16 protein-coding genes are annotated in these 17,197 nt (G+C 69.2%); 8 read left to right on the top strand and 8 right to left on the bottom strand.

All coding sequences use genetic code 11. The annotated features are described in order from the left end of the window. Positions 1-94: 94 nt before the first annotated feature. Positions 95-1,651, bottom strand: a complete 1,557-nt coding sequence (locus ON34_RS06060; protein WP_040775252.1) for a hypothetical protein — start codon at positions 1,649-1,651, stop codon at positions 95-97. A gap of 369 nt (positions 1,652-2,020) precedes the next feature. Further along, positions 2,021-2,626, bottom strand: a complete 606-nt coding sequence (locus ON34_RS06055; protein WP_040775251.1) for a TetR/AcrR family transcriptional regulator — start codon at positions 2,624-2,626, stop codon at positions 2,021-2,023. Between the two features lie 162 nt (positions 2,627-2,788). On the opposite strand from ON34_RS06055, the gene ON34_RS06050 reads away from it, so the two are divergent. Together ON34_RS06050 and ON34_RS06045 are read left to right on the top strand one after the other, a co-directional pair. Continuing rightward, on the top strand, positions 2,789-3,997 hold the full coding sequence (locus ON34_RS06050; RefSeq protein WP_040775249.1) for an acyl-CoA dehydrogenase family protein: 1,209 nt from the start codon (positions 2,789-2,791) through the stop codon (positions 3,995-3,997). After that, entirely contained in the window at positions 3,994-5,049 is a 1,056-nt protein-coding gene (locus ON34_RS06045; RefSeq protein WP_040775246.1) for a phosphotransferase family protein, read from the top strand. Before ON34_RS06050 ends, ON34_RS06045 begins: the two co-directional genes overlap by 4 nt. Before the next feature lie 29 nt (positions 5,050-5,078). On the opposite strand, the gene ON34_RS35815 is transcribed toward ON34_RS06045, so the two are convergent. Both ON34_RS35815 and ON34_RS35810 read right to left on the bottom strand, forming a co-directional pair. Beyond that, positions 5,079-5,243, bottom strand: coding sequence for a hypothetical protein (locus ON34_RS35815; RefSeq protein ID WP_157172187.1), 165 nt, complete (start codon positions 5,241-5,243; stop codon positions 5,079-5,081). Further along, positions 5,244-5,471, bottom strand: a complete 228-nt coding sequence (locus tag ON34_RS35810) for a hypothetical protein (RefSeq protein WP_157172186.1) — start codon at positions 5,469-5,471, stop codon at positions 5,244-5,246. Between the two features lie 188 nt (positions 5,472-5,659). Here ON34_RS35810 and ON34_RS06040 point away from each other — a divergent pair, with 188 nt between their 5' ends. Then, positions 5,660-6,586 (top strand): helix-turn-helix domain-containing protein, encoded by a 927-nt coding sequence (locus ON34_RS06040; protein WP_040775244.1) that lies wholly within the window; start codon positions 5,660-5,662, stop codon positions 6,584-6,586. 25 nt (positions 6,587-6,611) lie between these two features. Here ON34_RS06040 and ON34_RS06035 read toward each other — a convergent pair whose 3' ends face one another. Together ON34_RS06035 and ON34_RS06030 are read right to left on the bottom strand one after the other, a co-directional pair. Next, positions 6,612-7,874, bottom strand: a complete 1,263-nt coding sequence (locus tag ON34_RS06035; protein WP_040775424.1) for a lipase family protein — start codon at positions 7,872-7,874, stop codon at positions 6,612-6,614. A gap of 131 nt (positions 7,875-8,005) precedes the next feature. Beyond that, positions 8,006-8,479: a DUF8176 domain-containing protein gene (locus tag ON34_RS06030; RefSeq protein WP_245547898.1), complete on the bottom strand. Its 474-nt coding sequence runs from the start codon at positions 8,477-8,479 to the stop codon at positions 8,006-8,008. A 475-nt stretch (positions 8,480-8,954) separates the two neighbouring features. Here ON34_RS06030 and ON34_RS06025 point away from each other — a divergent pair, with 475 nt between their 5' ends. After that, entirely contained in the window at positions 8,955-9,452 is a 498-nt protein-coding gene (locus ON34_RS06025) for a MarR family winged helix-turn-helix transcriptional regulator (RefSeq protein WP_040775240.1), read from the top strand. Between the two features lie 9 nt (positions 9,453-9,461). Next, a complete protein-coding gene (locus ON34_RS06020; protein WP_040775232.1) occupies positions 9,462-12,029 on the top strand; it encodes an MFS transporter in 2,568 nt (855 codons plus the stop codon). A gap of 33 nt (positions 12,030-12,062) precedes the next feature. On the opposite strand, the gene ON34_RS06015 is transcribed toward ON34_RS06020, so the two are convergent. Beyond that, positions 12,063-13,073 carry a crotonase/enoyl-CoA hydratase family protein gene (locus tag ON34_RS06015; protein ID WP_040775229.1) on the bottom strand — a complete coding sequence of 337 codons (1,011 nt, stop codon included), beginning with the start codon at positions 13,071-13,073 and terminating at the stop codon, positions 12,063-12,065. A 109-nt stretch (positions 13,074-13,182) separates the two neighbouring features. Here ON34_RS06015 and ON34_RS06010 point away from each other — a divergent pair, with 109 nt between their 5' ends. Continuing rightward, a complete protein-coding gene (locus tag ON34_RS06010) occupies positions 13,183-13,782 on the top strand; it encodes a TetR family transcriptional regulator (RefSeq protein WP_040775226.1) in 600 nt (199 codons plus the stop codon). Positions 13,783-14,002: 220 nt separating this feature from the next. Continuing rightward, the gene (locus ON34_RS06005) at positions 14,003-14,911 is read left to right on the top strand and encodes a cutinase family protein (protein ID WP_040775223.1); all 909 of its coding nucleotides are present in this window, start codon (positions 14,003-14,005) and stop codon (positions 14,909-14,911) included. A 284-nt stretch (positions 14,912-15,195) separates the two neighbouring features. Here ON34_RS06005 and ON34_RS33350 read toward each other — a convergent pair whose 3' ends face one another. Next, positions 15,196-15,744, bottom strand: a complete 549-nt coding sequence (locus ON34_RS33350) for an Rv3235 family protein (protein WP_051022186.1) — start codon at positions 15,742-15,744, stop codon at positions 15,196-15,198. A gap of 186 nt (positions 15,745-15,930) precedes the next feature. Between ON34_RS33350 and ON34_RS05995 the strand changes: the two genes are divergently transcribed. Next, positions 15,931-17,178, top strand: a complete 1,248-nt coding sequence (locus ON34_RS05995; RefSeq protein ID WP_040775221.1) for an alpha/beta hydrolase — start codon at positions 15,931-15,933, stop codon at positions 17,176-17,178. The last annotated feature ends 19 nt before the right edge of the window (positions 17,179-17,197 follow it).

The following is a 17,197-nucleotide window of genomic DNA, read 5'->3' as shown; positions in this document are numbered from 1 at the left end:
CCAGTGCGCCTGGATGGATGGCTGGCGTGCAAGACAACGATGCCCGTCGGCGCAGCGTGCGCCGACGGGCATCGTTGCCGCGGAAGGCGACTCGTCAGGATTCGCGTCCCGCGGTCGAGGCGGACCGCTGCCGGTTGGTGCGGGCGCGGCGGCGTTCTGCCTGCAATTCGGCGAGTTCCTGCTCGAGGATGTCAGCGACGCGGAACGAACCGGTGTCGTAGATGTCCGGCGTGCGGGCCGTCGGCGGCTGCGCGAGGTCGGACTTGGCGCTGTCCTTGCCGTTCTTGGCGTCGGCCGCGGGCATGTCGCTCTTGGCGTCGGCGAGCGGGCGTCGTGTCGCCGCGATCTCCGGCAATGCGGCGGTCGGGATTTCGGTCTCGGCCACCGAGGGACGCGTCTGCGCCTGCCGGACGACCACCTTCGCCGCGGCGGGTTCGTCGGCGAGCACCCGTGACACCGGCCGGTCGTCGGACTTGATCGGGGATACCGGAGTCGGCGCGACAGGCTCGCTGTCCGCGACAGGCTTCTTGCCGTTGGTCGCGGCACCACTCTTGGCGACCACCGCGGCGTCGGCGCTCGCGACCTTCACCGTCGCCGCGGGGCGGACCTCGAAGCTCTCCATCGCGTCCAGTGCCTCGATGGTCTCGGGCAGCACTGGCTTGCGGGGCGTTTCAGCCGGGGCGCGCTTCGGCTCGGCCTGCACCGGAGCCGGGTGTTCCGGTTCGACCTCGGTCTCCACGACCGCCTCCGCCACCTCCTCGACCGGTGGCGCCGACGGAGACTCGTCGGGAACCGGCTGCTCGTGCGGTACGCCGGACGCGCTCACCTCCGGAGGGATCGGCATCCGATACCTGGGCAGCGTGAGCCGGATCTGCTCGGCCGGGTCGGGGAGCTCGCGGACCTGCTCGGTGGCCCTGGCGATGGCCAGGCCGTAGCGGGCGCTGGCGGCGTCGTGGATGAGCAGCGCGACACCGATCATCACCGGCGCGATGGCGTGCACGGCGGCGTCGTACCAGGCGCCGATGCGTAGATACGGGTAGGTGTTCAGGGTGACCGTCAGGGTCAGCAGGGCCATTTCGGCCGCGGCGACTTGGCGGCGGTTGTCGACCACACCCCACTCGGCCACCTTGTTGGTGCCGATCATGATGATGATCAAGCAGACGCTGATCATGCCTTCGAGCAGATAGCTGAACCAGTACAGCGGATCGGTCGGCCCGCCGGGCGCGATGTTGTGCTGGACGTTGACCGCCGACCACAGCATGCCCGCCGCGACGACACCGGCCAGCGCGCGCAGCGACCAGGATCTATGCCGATACAGCGAGGCCAGCTTGGCGTGCGGGCTGGATTCGCGTCGCTGCGCGGCAATCGCCTTGCGGGCGAGCAGGAGATCTCGCATGTCGGCCTTTTCGATCGCTTCGGTGGTCTGCCTGGCCCGGTCGGAGGCGGCGGCAGCGGCCTGCGCCTCTTTCCAGCGCTGTCCGCGCTCCTGCGTGCGAATCCGTTCGGCGAGCTCACGTTCGGCATGCAGTTCGTCCTCCGACAGCGCTTCGGTCAGCGCGGGATCGAACTGGTAGGCGAGCCGTCCACGGGCCTTCTCGACCCGTCTCGCCAGCTGTGTAACCTCGTCCTCGATGGGATGTTCGATGACCATCAGCGCTCCCCGCACGGGAGAGTCGATGGCAGACAAGTGATCACGAATGGCAACGGCACACCCCATTCATAGTCGATGCACCGCTGCTGGCGAAACCTATTCATTTGCCATCTCGTAAAACTATTCGGCGTGCCGCGGATGACACGCGTCTGCCCTGACCGCCTACCCTCCGCATCGAGCCGAGCGCCGAACCATTGATCACTCTATGCTGAGGTGGCGTGCTTTCCTTCGCGACGGCGCGTGCGCTCCCCCCGGGGCGCTCGGATACGCCGGTGCCGCCGAGATTCGCCCCTCGGCGGCATCGGGCCGCCTGCACGCCGATCATCCATGCGGACAGAGCATTTTCGACGACGCCCTATGCGCGAGCGATCAGCACCGACCCGCCGCGCGATCGGCGTCCACCGAATCCAGCACCCGAGACAGCGTGTCGAACAGCAGCCGGTCCAGCCCGTCCTGGTCGACGTCGTCGCGGGCCAGCCACTGCACCGTGAGATCTTCCGCCATCGCCCACCACGACCGGACCACCAGACGCTGGGCGGTCGTGGGCTCGTCCCGCCCGAGCGCGGCGAACACACGATCGGTCAATTCGTCGTGCATCTGCTCCATGACCGACTCGAGCACCGGGTCCTGCCCCGCCGCACGCAGCAATCCCACCAGCGGTCCCCTGCGCCTGCGCATGTAGCCGACGAAGTTGGCGATCATCGACGCGAGCGGGTCGGCGGCGTCCTGGTCGGGACCGGTCGCGCGCAGGAATCGCTGGGTCGCGGCTCGGACGAGCTGCGCGTAGTAGTCCTGCTTGGTCGGGAAGTAGTGGAAGAGCAGTCCGCGGGAGATACCGGCCTGCTGCGCGACCGCGTCGACGGTGATCTGATGCCAGGGCCGGTCGATCAGCATGCCCAGCCCGATCCCGATCAATTGTCTGCGCCGGTCCTGCGCCGAGCGACGGCCGCCGGGCTCCGCGGCAACCTCGGTCATCCAGCCTCCTGCGTCTTGTGGAACACCCGCACCCGGTCGGCGCGATGAGGCGCTGCGCGATGGTTCCTCAGCACGCCCCCTCTATTGAGCAATGCTCAACAATATGCTACCAATGACCCGACCGTGAGTTGAGCAATGCTCAGCACAGCCTCGAGGATGGGTATGGACTTCACGCATTCCGACCGAGCCGTCCGTCTCACCGACCAGGTGCGGCAGTTCGTGCGCGACGAGATCGAGCCGCGCGAGGCCGAGCACGCGGCCTTCCTGCGGGAATCGCCGTGGGCGGTCCCGCCGGTGGTCGAAGAGCTCAAGCAGAAGGCGCGGGCGGCGGGACTGTGGAACCTCTTCCTCCCCGATCCGGAATTCGGCGCGGGTCTGAGCAACGTCGACTACGCGCCGATGGCCGAGGCGATGGGCGGCTCCGGCTGGGCGTCGGAGGTGTTCAACTGCAACGCGCCCGACACCGGCAACGCCGAGGTCCTGCTGCATTACGGCAGCGCGGAGCAGCGCAGGGAGTGGCTGCGGCCGCTGCTGGACGGCACGATCCGCTCGGCGTTCTGCATGACCGAACCCGAGGTCGCCTCCTCGGACGCGACGAACATGGCCGCGACCGCCGTGGTGGACGGCGACGAGATCGTGCTCAACGGCCGCAAGTGGTGGAGCACCGGCATCGGCCATCCGAACTGCGCGTTCGTCATCTTCATGGGACTCACCAACCCGGCGGCGCACCCCTATCAGCGCCACTCCATGGTCCTGGTCCCGCTCGACACGCCCGGCGTGCGGATCGAGCGGATGCTCAGCACCTTCGGCTACCTGGACGAACCCTATGGGCACGGCGAGGTCACCTTCACCGACGTGCGGCTTCCCTTGGACGCCGTGATCGCCGGGCCGGGACGGGGATTCGAGATCGCGCAGGGCCGCCTCGGTCCCGGCCGCATCCACCACTGCATGCGCGCCATCGGCCTCGCCGAGCGCGCGCTCGAGCTGGCCTGTCGTCGCAGCCTCTCGCGCACCGCCTTCGGCAAGCCGCTGGCCAATCTCGGCGGCAATCGGGAGCGCATCGCGAACGCGCGCGTGGCGATCAATCAGGCCAGGCTGCTCGTCCTGCACACCGCCTGGCTGCTGGATACGAAAGGCCTGGCGGGCGCGCGCAGCGAGGTGTCCCAGATCAAGGCGGTCGTGCCCAGGATGACCCAGGAAGTGCTCGACATGGCGATCCAATTGCACGGCGGCGCGGGACTTTCCGATGACTTCCCGCTGGCGCGCGCGTTCGCGGGCATTCGGTCGCTGCGCTTCGCCGACGGTCCCGACGAAGTACACCTCGGCGTGATCGCCCGCCAGGAACTACGCAAGTACGGGACCGACCGGTGAGCGCCCCCGAGGCCGGTGCCGTCCGCGCCGAGGACGCCTTCGACGTTGCGGCCATGCACGCCTGGCTCGCCGAGCAGGTGCCCGACCTCGTCGGTCCGCCGCAGGTGCGCCAATTCTCCGGTGGCGCGTCGAATCTCACCTATCTCCTGCGCTATCCGGACCGCGACCTGATCCTGCGACGGCCACCGAGCGGCACGAAGGCCGCCTCCGCCCATGACATGGGCCGTGAGTTCCTGGTGCAGCAACGGCTGCGCCCGCACTACCCGTACGTGCCGCGGATGGTCGCCCGGTGTATCGACCCCGATGTGATCGGCAGCGAGTTCTACGTGATGGAGCGTGTGGCGGGCACCATCCTGCGCGGTGACCTGCCGGAGGGGATGAGCCTGTCCGTCGATCAGGCGCGGCGACTGTCCACCACGGCTTTCGATTGTCTGGTCGAACTGCACGAGGTGGACCCCGTAGCCGCGGGACTCAGCGAAATCGGCAAGGGCGCGGGCTACGTCGGCCGCCAGGTCTCGGGCTGGTCGCGCCGTTTCGTCAACGCGCGCACCGACAATGTCAGCGATTTCGCGGCGGTGATGGCCTGGCTGGATCACAATCAGCCGCCGGACGTCGCGACCACCGTCATCCACAACGACTTCCGTCTCGACAATCTCGTGCTCGACCCGGCTGGCTCGGGCGCGATCGTCGGCGTACTCGACTGGGAGATGGCGACCTTGGGCGACCCGCTGATGGATCTCGGCGGCGCGCTGGCCTACTGGGTGCAGGCCGACGACGACGAGGCCATGCTGTCCTTCCGGCGCCAGCCGAGCCACCTGCCCGGCATGCTGACCCGCGCGCAGATCGTCGACCATTACTGCGAACGCACCGGCCGCTCCGCCGAGAACTGGCCGTTCTACGAGGTCTTCGGCCTGTTCCGCCTGGCCGTCATCGCCCAGCAGATCTACTACCGCTACCACCACGGGCAAACCACCAACCCGGCGTTCAAAGACTTCTGGATGGTGATCAACTACCTGGAATGGCGCTGCCGGAAGATCGCGGGCCTGAGCTGAGGTCTTGCAATTTGGCGATGCGTTCAGCGTCAGGGTGACCGGTCCTCATCCTCGTCGTCGATCCGCTGCCTGATCTCCTCCACCGACCGCCCCTTCGGGATGGGTTCGGGCCAGAGCACCACCGCGATGAGCACGGCCAGCGGCAGACCCGCAGCGACCGCGATGCCGACCATGATCCATCCGTCGCCGATCATCTACCGGCCGCCTTTGGCAGCCCACACCGAACGTCCGCGTGGGGTGATGGACCATCGGGAGGCGTAGGGCACGCACATGATCAGCCCGCGTCCTTCGAGTTGACCGATCGCACGGCGGGCACTCCATCCGGTGAGCTGAGCCTGCTGCGTGATCTGGGTGGCGGTGAGCATTCCGCCTGGCGCGAGAACTGACAGTACCGCTGTTTCCGCTGCTGTTCCGGTAGCCATCTGGACCCCCTGCCTGTGTCCTCTGGTATTGGTGAGCATCCGCCGGCGGTACGAATCGCGTTGCGGGGGTTCACTTCCCGGTACGGTGTTCACCCGGCGGCTGGGCCGAGAATCACGCTAAGCGGGCTCGGCCCAAGCCGACCCGGATACGCTGTTGACAGAGGTTTACCGCGCCGGAGAGGGGGCAGATGGTGGAACCGGGTTCGCTGCTGCGTGCCACTCGCGAGACGGCGGGGATTTCGCTACGTGCCATGGCCGAACGGACCTACTACAGTCCCGCGTATCTATCGCTGATCGAGTCCGGTAAGCGCCCGGTGCCTGCCGGTGTCGTCGCCGCCTACGAACGAGTGCTCGGCGCGGACCTGGATCGACTGACTGCGGTGGCGCGCTCACCCGCCAGCGTGGACGCTACGACATTGGCCGATGTGGCGTCGATGCTGTCGGCTATGCGCCGAATCGAGGACGCGGCAGGGGCTGTGACGGTACTCCCGACGGTGCGCGGCATGTCCGCCATGACCGAAACCTTTGCCAGGGAGGCACGTACGGCACGAACCGAAGCCGCAGCCCTGGCGTCTGAAGTCGTGCAGTACCGGGCATGGCTGGAGCACGCGATCGGAGCCGATACCGCCGCACGGGCCACCATGAGGACGGCGACAGATTTGGCGGAGGAATCCCGCGACCCCGACCGGCTGGTGCACGCCCTGGGCTTCACGGGTTACGTGACTGTGAGTACGGGAGATTACGGCAAGGTCATCGCCCTGTCGGATGCCGCGCTGGCGGTACGGGGCGCGCACCCCACCCTCGTGGCCTACGGGCGAATGCGACGTGCCGAGTTGCTGGCCGCGCGGGGGGATTCCCGACAGGCGGGCAGGGTACTGTCCGCAGCGGAGCCGGAGGCGGCGAACGACCCTCCGCAGTCGATGTACTGGTGGACCCCTGGGTTCGCGGCCGTGCAGCGTGCTGGCGTCCTCGCGCTGCTGGGGCACACGGCCGACGCGGTTCGAGAAGCGACGCACGGAGTGGCGGCGATGCCCGTCGAGCACCGGGGAACCGCGTGGCTGGCCTCAGCGCTACGCCGCGTCGACCCGGACATGAGCGCGGACGGCTCAGCGTGAGAGACAACCCAGTCCCGCGGCGGGCCTAGCGGCCGAGTGCTATGGAAGCGATGTTCACTGTGGTGCAACCGCTTCCAGCGGGAAGCCGGGTGAACCGATCGCGTAACCAGGCGACCACGCTGTGCTCGGCGAGCGTGTTCAGCGTCAGGTGTTCGCTCAGGTGGTCGCGGATATAGGTGACCTGGGCGGTGGGGTCCTGGCAATAGGCGGCGGCGAGGTCGTCGGCCGGGCCGATGGGTACCAGCCAGTCCGCGGCCGCGTGGTAGAGATAGACCGGGGCGTCGGGGACCGACTTGCCCATCCTGGTGCGGGCGAAGACATCCCGCATGATCGGTGTGTGCAGCAGACCGCCCTGCACCAGGCTGTCGATGTCGAGAAATGGGTCCGTCACGGCCTGTTTCAGCACGCACATCCGGTCCTTCGCCGCGAGCAGTTCGCGGCCGCGTGAGGTGGCGTTCGCGCGCAGGAAGGCGTCCAACTCCGGTTCCTCGCGGGCGAGACCGATGATCGCGGCCGCGACCAGACCGGCTCCGGGCCCTCTGTTCGCCTCCCGGGACAGGATCTCGAGATCGACATCGGTGCCGCCGGAGACAACGCCGACAAGATTCACCTCCGGTGCGTAGACAGCGCGCAGTTCCGCCCCGTGCAGCGTGGGGATCGATCCGCCGGAATAGCCCCACATCGCCACCTCGGTGTCCGCACCTGCCAGCCCCAGTGGAGCGAAACGCTCCGCGGCGCGAATGCCGTCCAAGGCGATCCGCGCGGCCAGCGGACCATGGGCGAACGCCGCGTTCGGCCCCTGATGGTCGGGAACCACGACGCTCCACCCCTGCGCCAGCAGCGCCGCCGCGCCGCGCAGCGGATCGATCTGGCCGTCCAGCAACCCCGCCTGCGCCGAGCGGCGCACCGTATACGACGGCGCGCAGAACAGCCCCGTTGAGTCCTCAGCGGGGTGCAGCGACACCAGCTTCCCGGTTCCGATGCGCGGTTTCAGCAGCGTCGCGACCGCGGCGATCGGCTGGTCGGCGCTGTTGTTCGACCGGTAGGACACCTGCCACGCCTCGGCATCCAGCGACGCTCCGAGCTGGTTGGCGATCTGGATCGGCCGCGCGGCGAGAATCTCGCCCGGCCGTTTCGACGCGATCGCATCGGCGGGTGGCCAGTAGAACGAGTCCTGCTCCGGAGGTAAGGGCTGCAACCCATCCGGCGACGCCGCCGACGGCACCGGCATGGCCAGAAGAACCGAAAGCGCCACTCCCACAACCGCGCCGCACCGTGCGAATCCCACCGACGACCTCCCCTGAACCGACCCGACCTACCCCGCATTCGTCGCCGATCGACCGCTCCGGCAGGGAAATCGTAGCGAAATGCCCTGCGCTCCAGGGGTGTAATGCCGATGCCCCGGCGCACCCGAGCGGATCAGTTCGGTGCGGCGATCTTGATGATGGTGGATCTGCCGCCGCTGGTGGCCACCGTGACGAACTGGCGATAGGTGCGGTTGGCCGAGTCGGGCCGCAGTTCGGTGATGACCACGTCGTAGCGCCCGTCGAGCATGGAGGTGATCATGACGCAGTGCTGGGTGCCCGCGGGGACGGAAGCGATGCCCGCGTCGATCACGGCGACCGGTGGCACGGCGGCGTCCGGTGCGGTCAGCGATCGGGCGACCGCGCCCGAGCGGGTCACGTAATACGCGTGCTGGAACGCCAGGATCACGTCCGGACCCGAGTCGAGAGAACCGGTGCCGTTGCCGCGCACCAGCTGCTCGCCACGGATCGGCTCACAACCTGGGCCACCGCCGAGCACCGGATCGGCGACGGTGGCCGATTGCCGTGGCGCGGACGCCGCGTCCGTGTACACCAGCACCAACGCCGCGGCGGCGAGCGACGCCGCCATCCCGACACCGCCGACCAACCAGACCCGACGTGGTCCGCGCCGAGCCCGGCGCCGATCGCGGGGCGCACGGCGCCGATCGCTGACGGCGCGGTGCGACGGGCCCTGCGGGGGGATCATCCCGGGCCACGTGGGCACGCGCTCGGGCCGTGCCCGGCCAGGGCGGGCGGGCCGCCCGCCCTCGGACGTGTTCGACGACATGATCTCGCCGCACCCCCTTTTACCGGTGCCTACTCGGCCACCGTGGGTTCCCTCTGAATGCCGTTGGGCAGTAACAACATTGCATATTTCGGTGGATTCTGTCGGTCGAATGGTCAACAGGCAAGGCCGATGCGTGCGCGAGGACGGCGGCCACGGTGGCACCGCGTCGACGCAGCGACCCACCCGCAAAGCTTCGGCACAGCGGATGTATAGTTGCCTAAAGCAACTAGTTGTCCTTGCTAACTAATCTGCTGATAGGAACATCGAGGTGAGTGCCATGTCCGCTACGGCTCGCGAGCGCACCGTCTCGGCGGCCGAACTCGCGGCCGCCGACGAGCTCGGCAAGCAGCTCGTGCGGTTCATGCGGGCGATCAACCGGGCGAAGTCGCAGCTGGCCAAGCCCGGCCCGGACGGGCTGGAACGGCTGGCCTACTCCGTGCTGTTCTGCCTGGTCCACGAGGGACCACAGCGCGCGGGCAGGCTCGCCGAACTGTTGCACGCCGAAGCCTCCACCATCAGCAGACAGAGCAGATCCCTGGTGGAACACGGCCTGGTGGAGCGCCGGGCCGACCCGGTCGACGGCCGCGCGTGCGTGCTGGCGGCCACCGCGGAGGGCGTGCGCGTCTTCGAGCGCAACCGCGCACTGCGCAACCGGTGGCTGGCCGAGATCCTCGCCGACTGGTCCGCGCAGGACCGGGACACCTTGACCGCTCTGCTCGACCGGCTCACCGCAGGAATCGAGACAACCCCCCGACAGCCAGCCGATTGGAAATAGGGCTCATCCATGACGAACTCCACCACCCAGGCTCCGCGGGACCTGGACCCGAGCACGGGCACGACACTGTCGCACCGGCAGATCCTGACCATCCTGTCCGGCCTACTGCTCGGCATGTTCCTGGCCGCGCTCGACCAGAACATCGTCAGCGTCGCGATCGTGAAGATCGCCAACAGCCTGCACGGTTTCGACGAACAAGCCTGGGCGACAACGGCGTACCTGATCACCGCGACGATCACCACGCCGCTGTACGGCAAACTGGCCGACATCTACGGCCGCAAACCGTTCTACCTCGTGGCGATCGGATTGTTCGTCATCGGTTCGGTGGCCTGCACCTTCGCGACCTCGATGTACCAGCTCGCCGGGTTCCGCGCCTTCCAGGGCCTCGGCGCGGGCGGGCTGATGTCGCTGGCGTTCACCATCATCGGTGACATCGTCCCCGTGCGGGAACGGGTGCGCTACCAGGGCTACTTCATGATGGTCTTCGGTACGGCCACCGTGCTCGGCCCGGTGCTCGGCGGCTTCTTCTCCGACTACCAAGAACTCGGCGGCATCGAAGGCTGGCGCTGGGTGTTCCTGGTGAACGTCCCGGTCGGCGTGCTGGCCATGCTCGTGGTGGCCAAGGTGCTCAACACGCCGCACCAGCGCCAGCACCACCGCATCGACTGGTTCGGCGCGCTGGCGCTGACCGTCTTCGTCGTGCCGCTGCTGATCATCGCCGAGCAGGGCCGCCATTGGGGCTGGTCGTCGGAGCGCGCGCTGATCTGCTACGGCATCGGCGCGGTCGGCTTCCTGCTGTTCGTGCTGGTCGAATTCCTGATGAAGGACGCGGCGCTGATCCCATTGCGGCTGTTCAAGAATTCGACCTTCAGCGTCACCATCCTTGGCGGATTCATCGTCGGCGTGGCGATGTTCGGCGCGATCACCATGGTCCCGCAGTACTTCCAGGTGGTGCGAGGGTACTCGCCGACGAAGGCGGGCCTGCTGATGCTGCCGCTGGTGCTCGGCATCACCATCGGCTCGCAGGCGGCCGGGCGGATCACCAAGCGGACCGGTCGCTACAAGTTCCTGCCGGTGACCGGCACGTTCATCGTCGCGCTCGGCGCGACGCTGTACGCGCAGGTGCACTACGACAGTCCGCTGTGGCAGCCGCTGGTCTACGGCGGCGTGATCGGCCTCGGGCTCGGCTGCTGCATGCAGACGTTGATCATCGCCGCGCAGAACGCCGGACCACGCTCGGACATGGGCGTTTCCACCGCCTCGGCCACCTTCTTCCGCCAGATGGGCGGCACCCTCGGCGTCGCGGTGTTCTTGACGATCCTGTTCAACCTGTTGCCGCACCGGATCACCGACGCGTTCGGCGGCGTGCTGCCGCCCGGATTCGGCCCCGACCAGCTCAGCGGCATGCAATCCAACACCAGCGGTATCGCGGCCCTGCCCGACGCGCTGAAGATACCGATCCTCACCGGGTTCACCGACTCCATGCACGGGGTGTTCTACGCGGCGGCCGGAGTGGCGCTGCTGGCCTGCGTGGTGCTGATGTTCATGAAAGAGATTCCGCTGCAAGACAATCCGGTTCCGGCGGCGGCGCCGAGCGCGAAGCGGGAGGAAGCCGAGTCGCGGTGGGAAGCCGATCAGGTCTGGGAGGGCGCCGCGCAAGCGCTGTCGGAACCGGAGCCGGTGCTCGCCGGGGCGGGCAAGCACGCGTCGGGCGATCCCGCGGGCAACGGGGCGCGGCATCTCGAGCCGCGCGCGAGTTTCGACGCCGACAGCGTGGAGTACGAGGGACGCTCCCTCAGCGGTTACGTCCACCGGGCCGACGGCCACCCCGTGGCCTCAGCCGCGCTGACCCTCATCGACCAGCGCGGACGTCAGGCCGCACGGGCGAGCGGCGGCTCCGACGGCCGTTATGTCGTCGGCGCGCCCGAGGCGGGCAATTACGTGCTGATCGTCTCGGCCGCCGGGCATCAACCGGCGGCGCTCAATGTCACGCTCGCGGACCGGCCGCAGCAGGTCGACATCACGCTGCTCGGCTCGAGCGAGGTGTCCGGCGTGGTCCGGTCGCGCACCCACGGCGAGCCGCTGCCCGGCGCGACCGTCACGCTGACCGATCCGGACGGCGAGGTCGTCGGCTCCGCCACCGCCGCCTCCGACGGGGCCTACGTCTGCCATGGCGTGGTCCCCGGCGCCTACACCCTGGTGGCGATCGCCGAGCACATGCGTCCGAGCGCGACCACGCTGACGGTGCCGGACAACGGACCCCTGCGCCACGACATCGATCTCGCCCCGATGGCTGTGCTGACCGGAACAGCGTGGTCGGACGACGGCCGGGCGGTCTCGGATGTCCAGATCAGCGTGCTCGACACGGCGGGCGTGCTCATCGCGACGACGCGCACCGACGAGAACGGCCGGTACCTGGTCACGGATCTCGCCGAAGGCGACTACACGATCGTCGCGCGCGGCTATCCGCCGGTGACCAGCCGGGTCACGTTGTGCGGCCGCGACGCGGCGCACGATGTGCGGCTCGGCTACGACGTCGACGACGAGGCGGCCGGGAGGGTTTCTCCCGAGCACTGACTCGCGGCCGCCGTACGCGGACGTGCCGATCGATCACTCGGACCGCGCGCGCTTGTAGTCGCCGAACGGCTCGTCACGCTCGCGGACCGCCTCGCGGAAACCGACGGTGAAAGCACGGTTCGTGAAGGCGTAACCCTCTCTGGTGTGCCGGGCGATGCCGTCGAAGACGGTGCTGATCATGCCGGAGTTGGCGACGCCCTGCGCGTACAGCGCCGAGTTGAGCGCCAGCTTGGCCATCATGAGCTGGTTGACCGGCATGCGCGCGATCCTGGCGACGAATTCCTCGGTGCGCGCGTCGAGTTCGTCGGCGGGCCAGGACTCGACCGCGAGGCCCCATTCGACGGCCTGCTTGCCGGTGAGGCAGTCGCCGGTGAACAGCAGGCGCTTGGCGCGCTGGTCACCGAGCCGATGCGCCCACATGCCCGCGGCCGGGACACCCCACACGCGGGTGGGCGGATAACCGATCTTGGTGTCGTCGGCGCAGATGATCTGATCGGCGAACAGGGCGATGTCGCTGCCGCCCGCCACGGCGAAGCCGTGCAGCTTGGCCACGGTCGGCTTGTTCGCCTGCATCAGGCTGGCGAACCCGCGGTTGAACCGGCTCATCATCGCGTAGTCGATCATCGGATCCCAGGTTCGCGCCGGGTCGTGGTTGCGGCCCTGCGCCACCGGATCGACGACCGTGCCCATCACGTCATCGGGTCCGCCGGTCACCGCGAAACTCTGCTCGGCGAACATGCTCAGGTCGTACCCGCCGCAGAACCCCTTGCCGCGCCCGGACAGCAGGATCACGTGCACCCGCGGGTCCAGATCGGCGCGCTCGACCGCGCGCGCCAAATCGAGCGGGGTGTCCGGGGTGATCGCATTGCCTTTGTCCGGCCGGTTGAACGTGATCCGCGCTATCCGGCCGTCCCGCTCGTAGGTCAGCGTGCGGTACTCGCCCGCGTCGTCCGGTTCGGGGCGGTCCGCCCACGGCGAGCCCGGGATCTCGGCCCAATTGCGGTACCACGGGGCCGCGTCGTCCTGGAATTCACTGTTGGTCATCGGTTTCCCTTTCGACGTCGGCCGGAATCGGGTATGCGCAGTCTGGCTCACGAACCATTTGACAGTCAATACTGACTGTGAAATCGTCCTCGGCGATGAAGGGAGCCCGATGGCCGGACGACGCGAGGAGCAGAAGCGGGCGACTCGCGTCCGACTTCTCGACGCCGCCGCCGATCTGCTGGCCGAGCGAGGGTATTCGGCGCTGTCCACCCTGGCGGTGCAGCGCGCGGCGGGCGTCAGCCGCGGGGCTCTCCTGCACCACTTCCCCACGATCGACGCCTTGGTCTCGGAACTGGTCGCCCATTTGGTGGCACGCAACGAAGCGGCCGTCCGAGAGGCCGCGGATCGGCTCGGCGACGGCTCCGACCCGGTGCTGCGCGCCCTGACCGCGTTGTACGAGTCGATGGCCCGCCCGGCGGCGCAGGCCGAGTTCGAATTGTGGGCGGCCGCGCGCACCGATCCGTCGCTGGCCGAGGCGTTGCGCGCCGCCGAACGGCAGGCGGGGCGGGATCTGCATCGCGTGGTCGACGCGCTGTTCGGGCCGGAGTTCGTCGCCCATCCGCGCTATCCGGCCGTCCGCGATCTCACGGTCGCGATACTGCGCGGCACCGCGATGTCCCGGCCACTGCGCTCAACCGAGCGCGCCGCCGCGGCAACCATCGATCGATGGGCGGAGGCCATCGGCATCCTGCTGAACCACAACCCGTAGCAATCGTCCGGCGTGCGCGCAGGGGAATGAATTGTGATGTGCGTCACTTGGCTGGTCGATTGTGCTGTCTCACACAGTCTCGCTATCCTGGCTGCACTTTGAGACCACCGAGTCTCAATGCTGCCTTCGACGGGGCCGGGTCCGACCACCGCGCGGCACCGGCGGAGGCCGATTCCTGCCGGGGAGCGCCTGCGGCGCGTGGACTACCAGGAGCGAACGCATGCGATCGAAGTTGATCTCGGCGGCCATCGGTATCGCGGCGATGGCGCTGTCCTGTGTCGGCCCCGGCAGCGGGCCGGCCGCCGCCGAACCGGAGTGCCCCACCCTGTACGTAGTGGCGATCCCGGGAACCTGGGAGACCACCGATCGGCCGGACGGCGAACGCCCCGGACCCGGGATGCTCTCGGGGGTCACCGATGGGCTGCCCAGCTCGGCGCGGGTGGACTACGTGAGCTACGCCGCGACGGCGTTCCCGTGGGAGAGCGAGGTCTACGGCGCCTCCAAGCGGGAGGCCGTGGACAACGCGCGCGGCATGATCGCGGCGATGGCCAGGGAGTGCGGTGCGACGAAGATCGCGCTGCTCGGCTACAGCCAGGGAGCCGACGCCGCGGGCGATCTCGCCGCCGAGATCGGCACCGGCCTCGGCGTCGTGCCGCCGCACCGGATCGCGGCGGTGGGACTCATCTCCGATCCGCGCCGCTCCCCCGCCGACGCGCTGGTCGGGCCCGCGGTGGGCGGTGCGGGCGCGGGCGGTCCGCGGATCGGCGGATTCGGTTTCGTCAGTCCGCAGACCCGCACCATCTGCGCGATCGGCGACCTCTACTGCGCGACGGCCGCGGACGATTTCGTGACCCGCTTCGCGGGCTTCCTGGCGCAGACTTCGCACCCGGACCCCGCCTACCTCTGGCGCTACCAACTCGAAATGAACGCCATCCTCGGCGATCTCATGTCCAGCGGCGGGATCGCGCTGCTGCAGAGCCAGCTTTCGGAGTCGGCCAACCAGGAACGCGCGCGGCTGTTCGAGGAGTTCTACCGCTCCGATACCCACACCGCCTACGGCAGCTACCCCGTCGGCGGCGGCAAAACCGCGCTGTCCTGGATGCACGATTGGCTGAGCTCGCTGGCCTGACGCAGCCGACACCAAACGGCCGGGAACGCCCGCCGCATACTGAGACCACGGTAAGCCAGCCGCGTGGGCATACAACGGCTGCTCCGGGGGCCGATACGGCGCTCGGTTCCAGGGCGGGTCACCGGTCCGGCCGCCGAGCGAAGTACGGATCCAGGTAGCTGGCTACTCGACCTCGAAGACAAGGCGGGTCGACGGGTTCGATCACGACCGCCCCTCCGGCGCGTCCGGCGAGCCGGTCCAGCAGCTCGACGTGCGTGTGACGCCGCCGACGGCCCGTATATCCGTCATCGGATGCGCAGGGCGGTCAGCCGCCAGCCCGCCGACCGGGTGCGGACGATGCGGGCCGCCAACGCGAAATGCCTCGCGCCGCGGGCGTACGCGGCGTAGACCTCGGCGGTCTTGGCGTCCACCAACACCACGCTGACCCGGATCGGCACCGCGACGCCGAGGGCACGGCCCGGCACCAGGTCCGCGACGATGAGGGTGCGCAGCGCGGCGACGACCGTGGCGTCGGCGACCACGGCGAGCTGCGCCACCGGTCGCCTGCGGTCGAGCACCTCCAGCACGATCCGCACCGCCGAATCGGCGAATCGCCGCGCCGTGGCGAGCGTTTCGCCGTCGCTGCGGGTGCCCTGCGGATGACTCCGGCGCAGCGCGCCGCGCACACCCGCGCTCGGCCGCCCGGACGCGGCGAGGTGCGTCCGCGGTCGGCACGGTAGTGCGCGCGCTGCCGCCGGATCGCTCGCCGTCTCGTCGGCCTCGGTGCGGCGCCGACTGTCCAACGGCGGCTCCGGATTCGGAGCGGGCGCCAACCAATCGCGATATCCAGCCATCCAAACCCCTTCCACAACCGCTGTGTCCGAAATCACTGTGGCGACCGATTCTGCGGACCCGCCACCGGAAGTCGCGCGTAGTCGGCTACCCGAGTACGCACGCGCGTCGCCAGCGGGAAGGGCGCGGCGCGGCGGCAAACCTATGTTGGAGTCGACCCCCACCGACACCGGAAGCGGAGAGCCCGAATGAGCGACGAGCGAGGAGCGGACGTGGCCGCACCCGGACGGCCGGAACCGCCGCGGCGCCTGGCCCGGATCGGGTTGCTGACGCTCGCGGCGACGCTTGCCGCGTACCTCGTACTCAGCCAGCTGATCGCCGTCGTGCCGGTCTCGTGGGTCATGCCGTTGCTGCGCAACGCGATCATCCAATCCGCTCTGCTATTGCTCGGCGCGGTGCGCGACGCGATGGGCTCATGGAACGTGGTGCTGGCGGTGGTGACGGCCGGACTGGCGCTGGGAGCGCTGCGCCGGAGCGCGGCGGGTCGGCGCGTCGCGGGGATGGTGGCCGGGGCGGCCGCCGTCGGTCTGGTCCTGTCCCTGACGACGAGCGCGGCGCTGGTGTTCGCCGCGCGTGACGCGGCGGGCGCGTGGATTCCATTCGCCCCGGCCGTCCCGTTCAGCACCGTCGGCGGCGCGCCCGACGAGACCGTCACGTACGCGACCATCGACGGGCAGCCGGTCCGAGCGGACCTGTACCTACCCGCGCCCGGCGCCGCACCGGCGCCGCTCGTGGTCAGCATCCACGGCGGCGCTTTTGTCGGCGGCGGCCGCGGCGCCAATGCTTACACCAGGTGGCTGGCCGACAACGGGTACGCCGTCCTCGATGTGGACTACCGCCTCTCCGACGACGCGATCCACCGCTGGGACACCGCGGAAGCCGATGTCGCTTGCGCACTGACCTGGGCCGCGGCACACGCACAGCAGTACGAGTTGGATATGCGCCGGGTCGCGACGTTCGGCGACTCCGCGGGCGGCAATCTCGCGATCAACGTGGCGAACAAGATCAACGCCGGTGCCCTGCGGCCCAGCTGCGGCAGCGCCGCCGACCTACCCCGGGTGGACGCGGTGATCGCGCTGTATCCCGCCGTCGACCTCACCGCCTCCGGCACCGAGACCGTGGTGGGGTCCGAGGCGGCTCGGCAGTATCTCGGTGGAACGCCCGAGCAGTACCCCGATCGCTACACCGGGACCGACTCCGCGCCGCACATCACCGCCAAGTCCCCGCCGACGCTGCTGGTCCAAGGCGAGAACGACCACCTCGTGCTCGCCGAGCACACCGCGACCTACGCCGCCGCGCTCGACGCCGCGGGCATCCCCCACCGCTACGTCGGACTCCCCTTCCTCGACCACGCCTTCGGCACCACCGAACTCGACACCGGCGCCCAGGCGACCCGCCTGCTCACCCGCACGTGGCTCGAGGAATACCTGCTGTAACCGAGGACACACCGGCAGC

The sequence above is a fragment of the Nocardia pneumoniae NBRC 100136 genome (genome assembly GCF_000308755.1).
GTDB classification, from domain to species: domain Bacteria; phylum Actinomycetota; class Actinomycetes; order Mycobacteriales; family Mycobacteriaceae; genus Nocardia; species Nocardia pneumoniae.
This window is presented reverse-complemented; position numbering and strand designations above follow the sequence as displayed.

Excerpts from the sequence above, each read along its gene's own strand:
- ON34_RS06060 (WP_040775252.1), bottom strand. The coding sequence starts at position 1,651 with ATGGTCATCGAACATCCCATCGAGGACGAGGTTACACAGCTGGCGAGA.
- ON34_RS06055 (WP_040775251.1), bottom strand. The coding sequence starts at position 2,626 with ATGACCGAGGTTGCCGCGGAGCCCGGCGGCCGTCGCTCGGCGCAGGAC.
- ON34_RS06050 (WP_040775249.1), top strand. The coding sequence starts at position 2,789 with ATGGACTTCACGCATTCCGACCGAGCCGTCCGTCTCACCGACCAGGTG.
- ON34_RS35815 (WP_157172187.1), bottom strand. The coding sequence starts at position 5,243 with ATGATCGGCGACGGATGGATCATGGTCGGCATCGCGGTCGCTGCGGGT.
- ON34_RS35810 (WP_157172186.1), bottom strand. The coding sequence starts at position 5,471 with ATGGCTACCGGAACAGCAGCGGAAACAGCGGTACTGTCAGTTCTCGCG.
- ON34_RS06040 (WP_040775244.1), top strand. The coding sequence starts at position 5,660 with ATGGTGGAACCGGGTTCGCTGCTGCGTGCCACTCGCGAGACGGCGGGG.
- ON34_RS06030 (WP_245547898.1), bottom strand. The coding sequence starts at position 8,479 with ATGGCGGCGTCGCTCGCCGCCGCGGCGTTGGTGCTGGTGTACACGGAC.
- ON34_RS06025 (WP_040775240.1), top strand. The coding sequence starts at position 8,955 with ATGTCCGCTACGGCTCGCGAGCGCACCGTCTCGGCGGCCGAACTCGCG.
- ON34_RS06020 (WP_040775232.1), top strand. The coding sequence starts at position 9,462 with ATGACGAACTCCACCACCCAGGCTCCGCGGGACCTGGACCCGAGCACG.
- ON34_RS06015 (WP_040775229.1), bottom strand. The coding sequence starts at position 13,073 with ATGACCAACAGTGAATTCCAGGACGACGCGGCCCCGTGGTACCGCAAT.
- ON34_RS06010 (WP_040775226.1), top strand. The coding sequence starts at position 13,183 with ATGGCCGGACGACGCGAGGAGCAGAAGCGGGCGACTCGCGTCCGACTT.
- ON34_RS06005 (WP_040775223.1), top strand. The coding sequence starts at position 14,003 with ATGCGATCGAAGTTGATCTCGGCGGCCATCGGTATCGCGGCGATGGCG.
- ON34_RS33350 (WP_051022186.1), bottom strand. The coding sequence starts at position 15,744 with ATGGCTGGATATCGCGATTGGTTGGCGCCCGCTCCGAATCCGGAGCCG.
- ON34_RS05995 (WP_040775221.1), top strand. The coding sequence starts at position 15,931 with ATGAGCGACGAGCGAGGAGCGGACGTGGCCGCACCCGGACGGCCGGAA.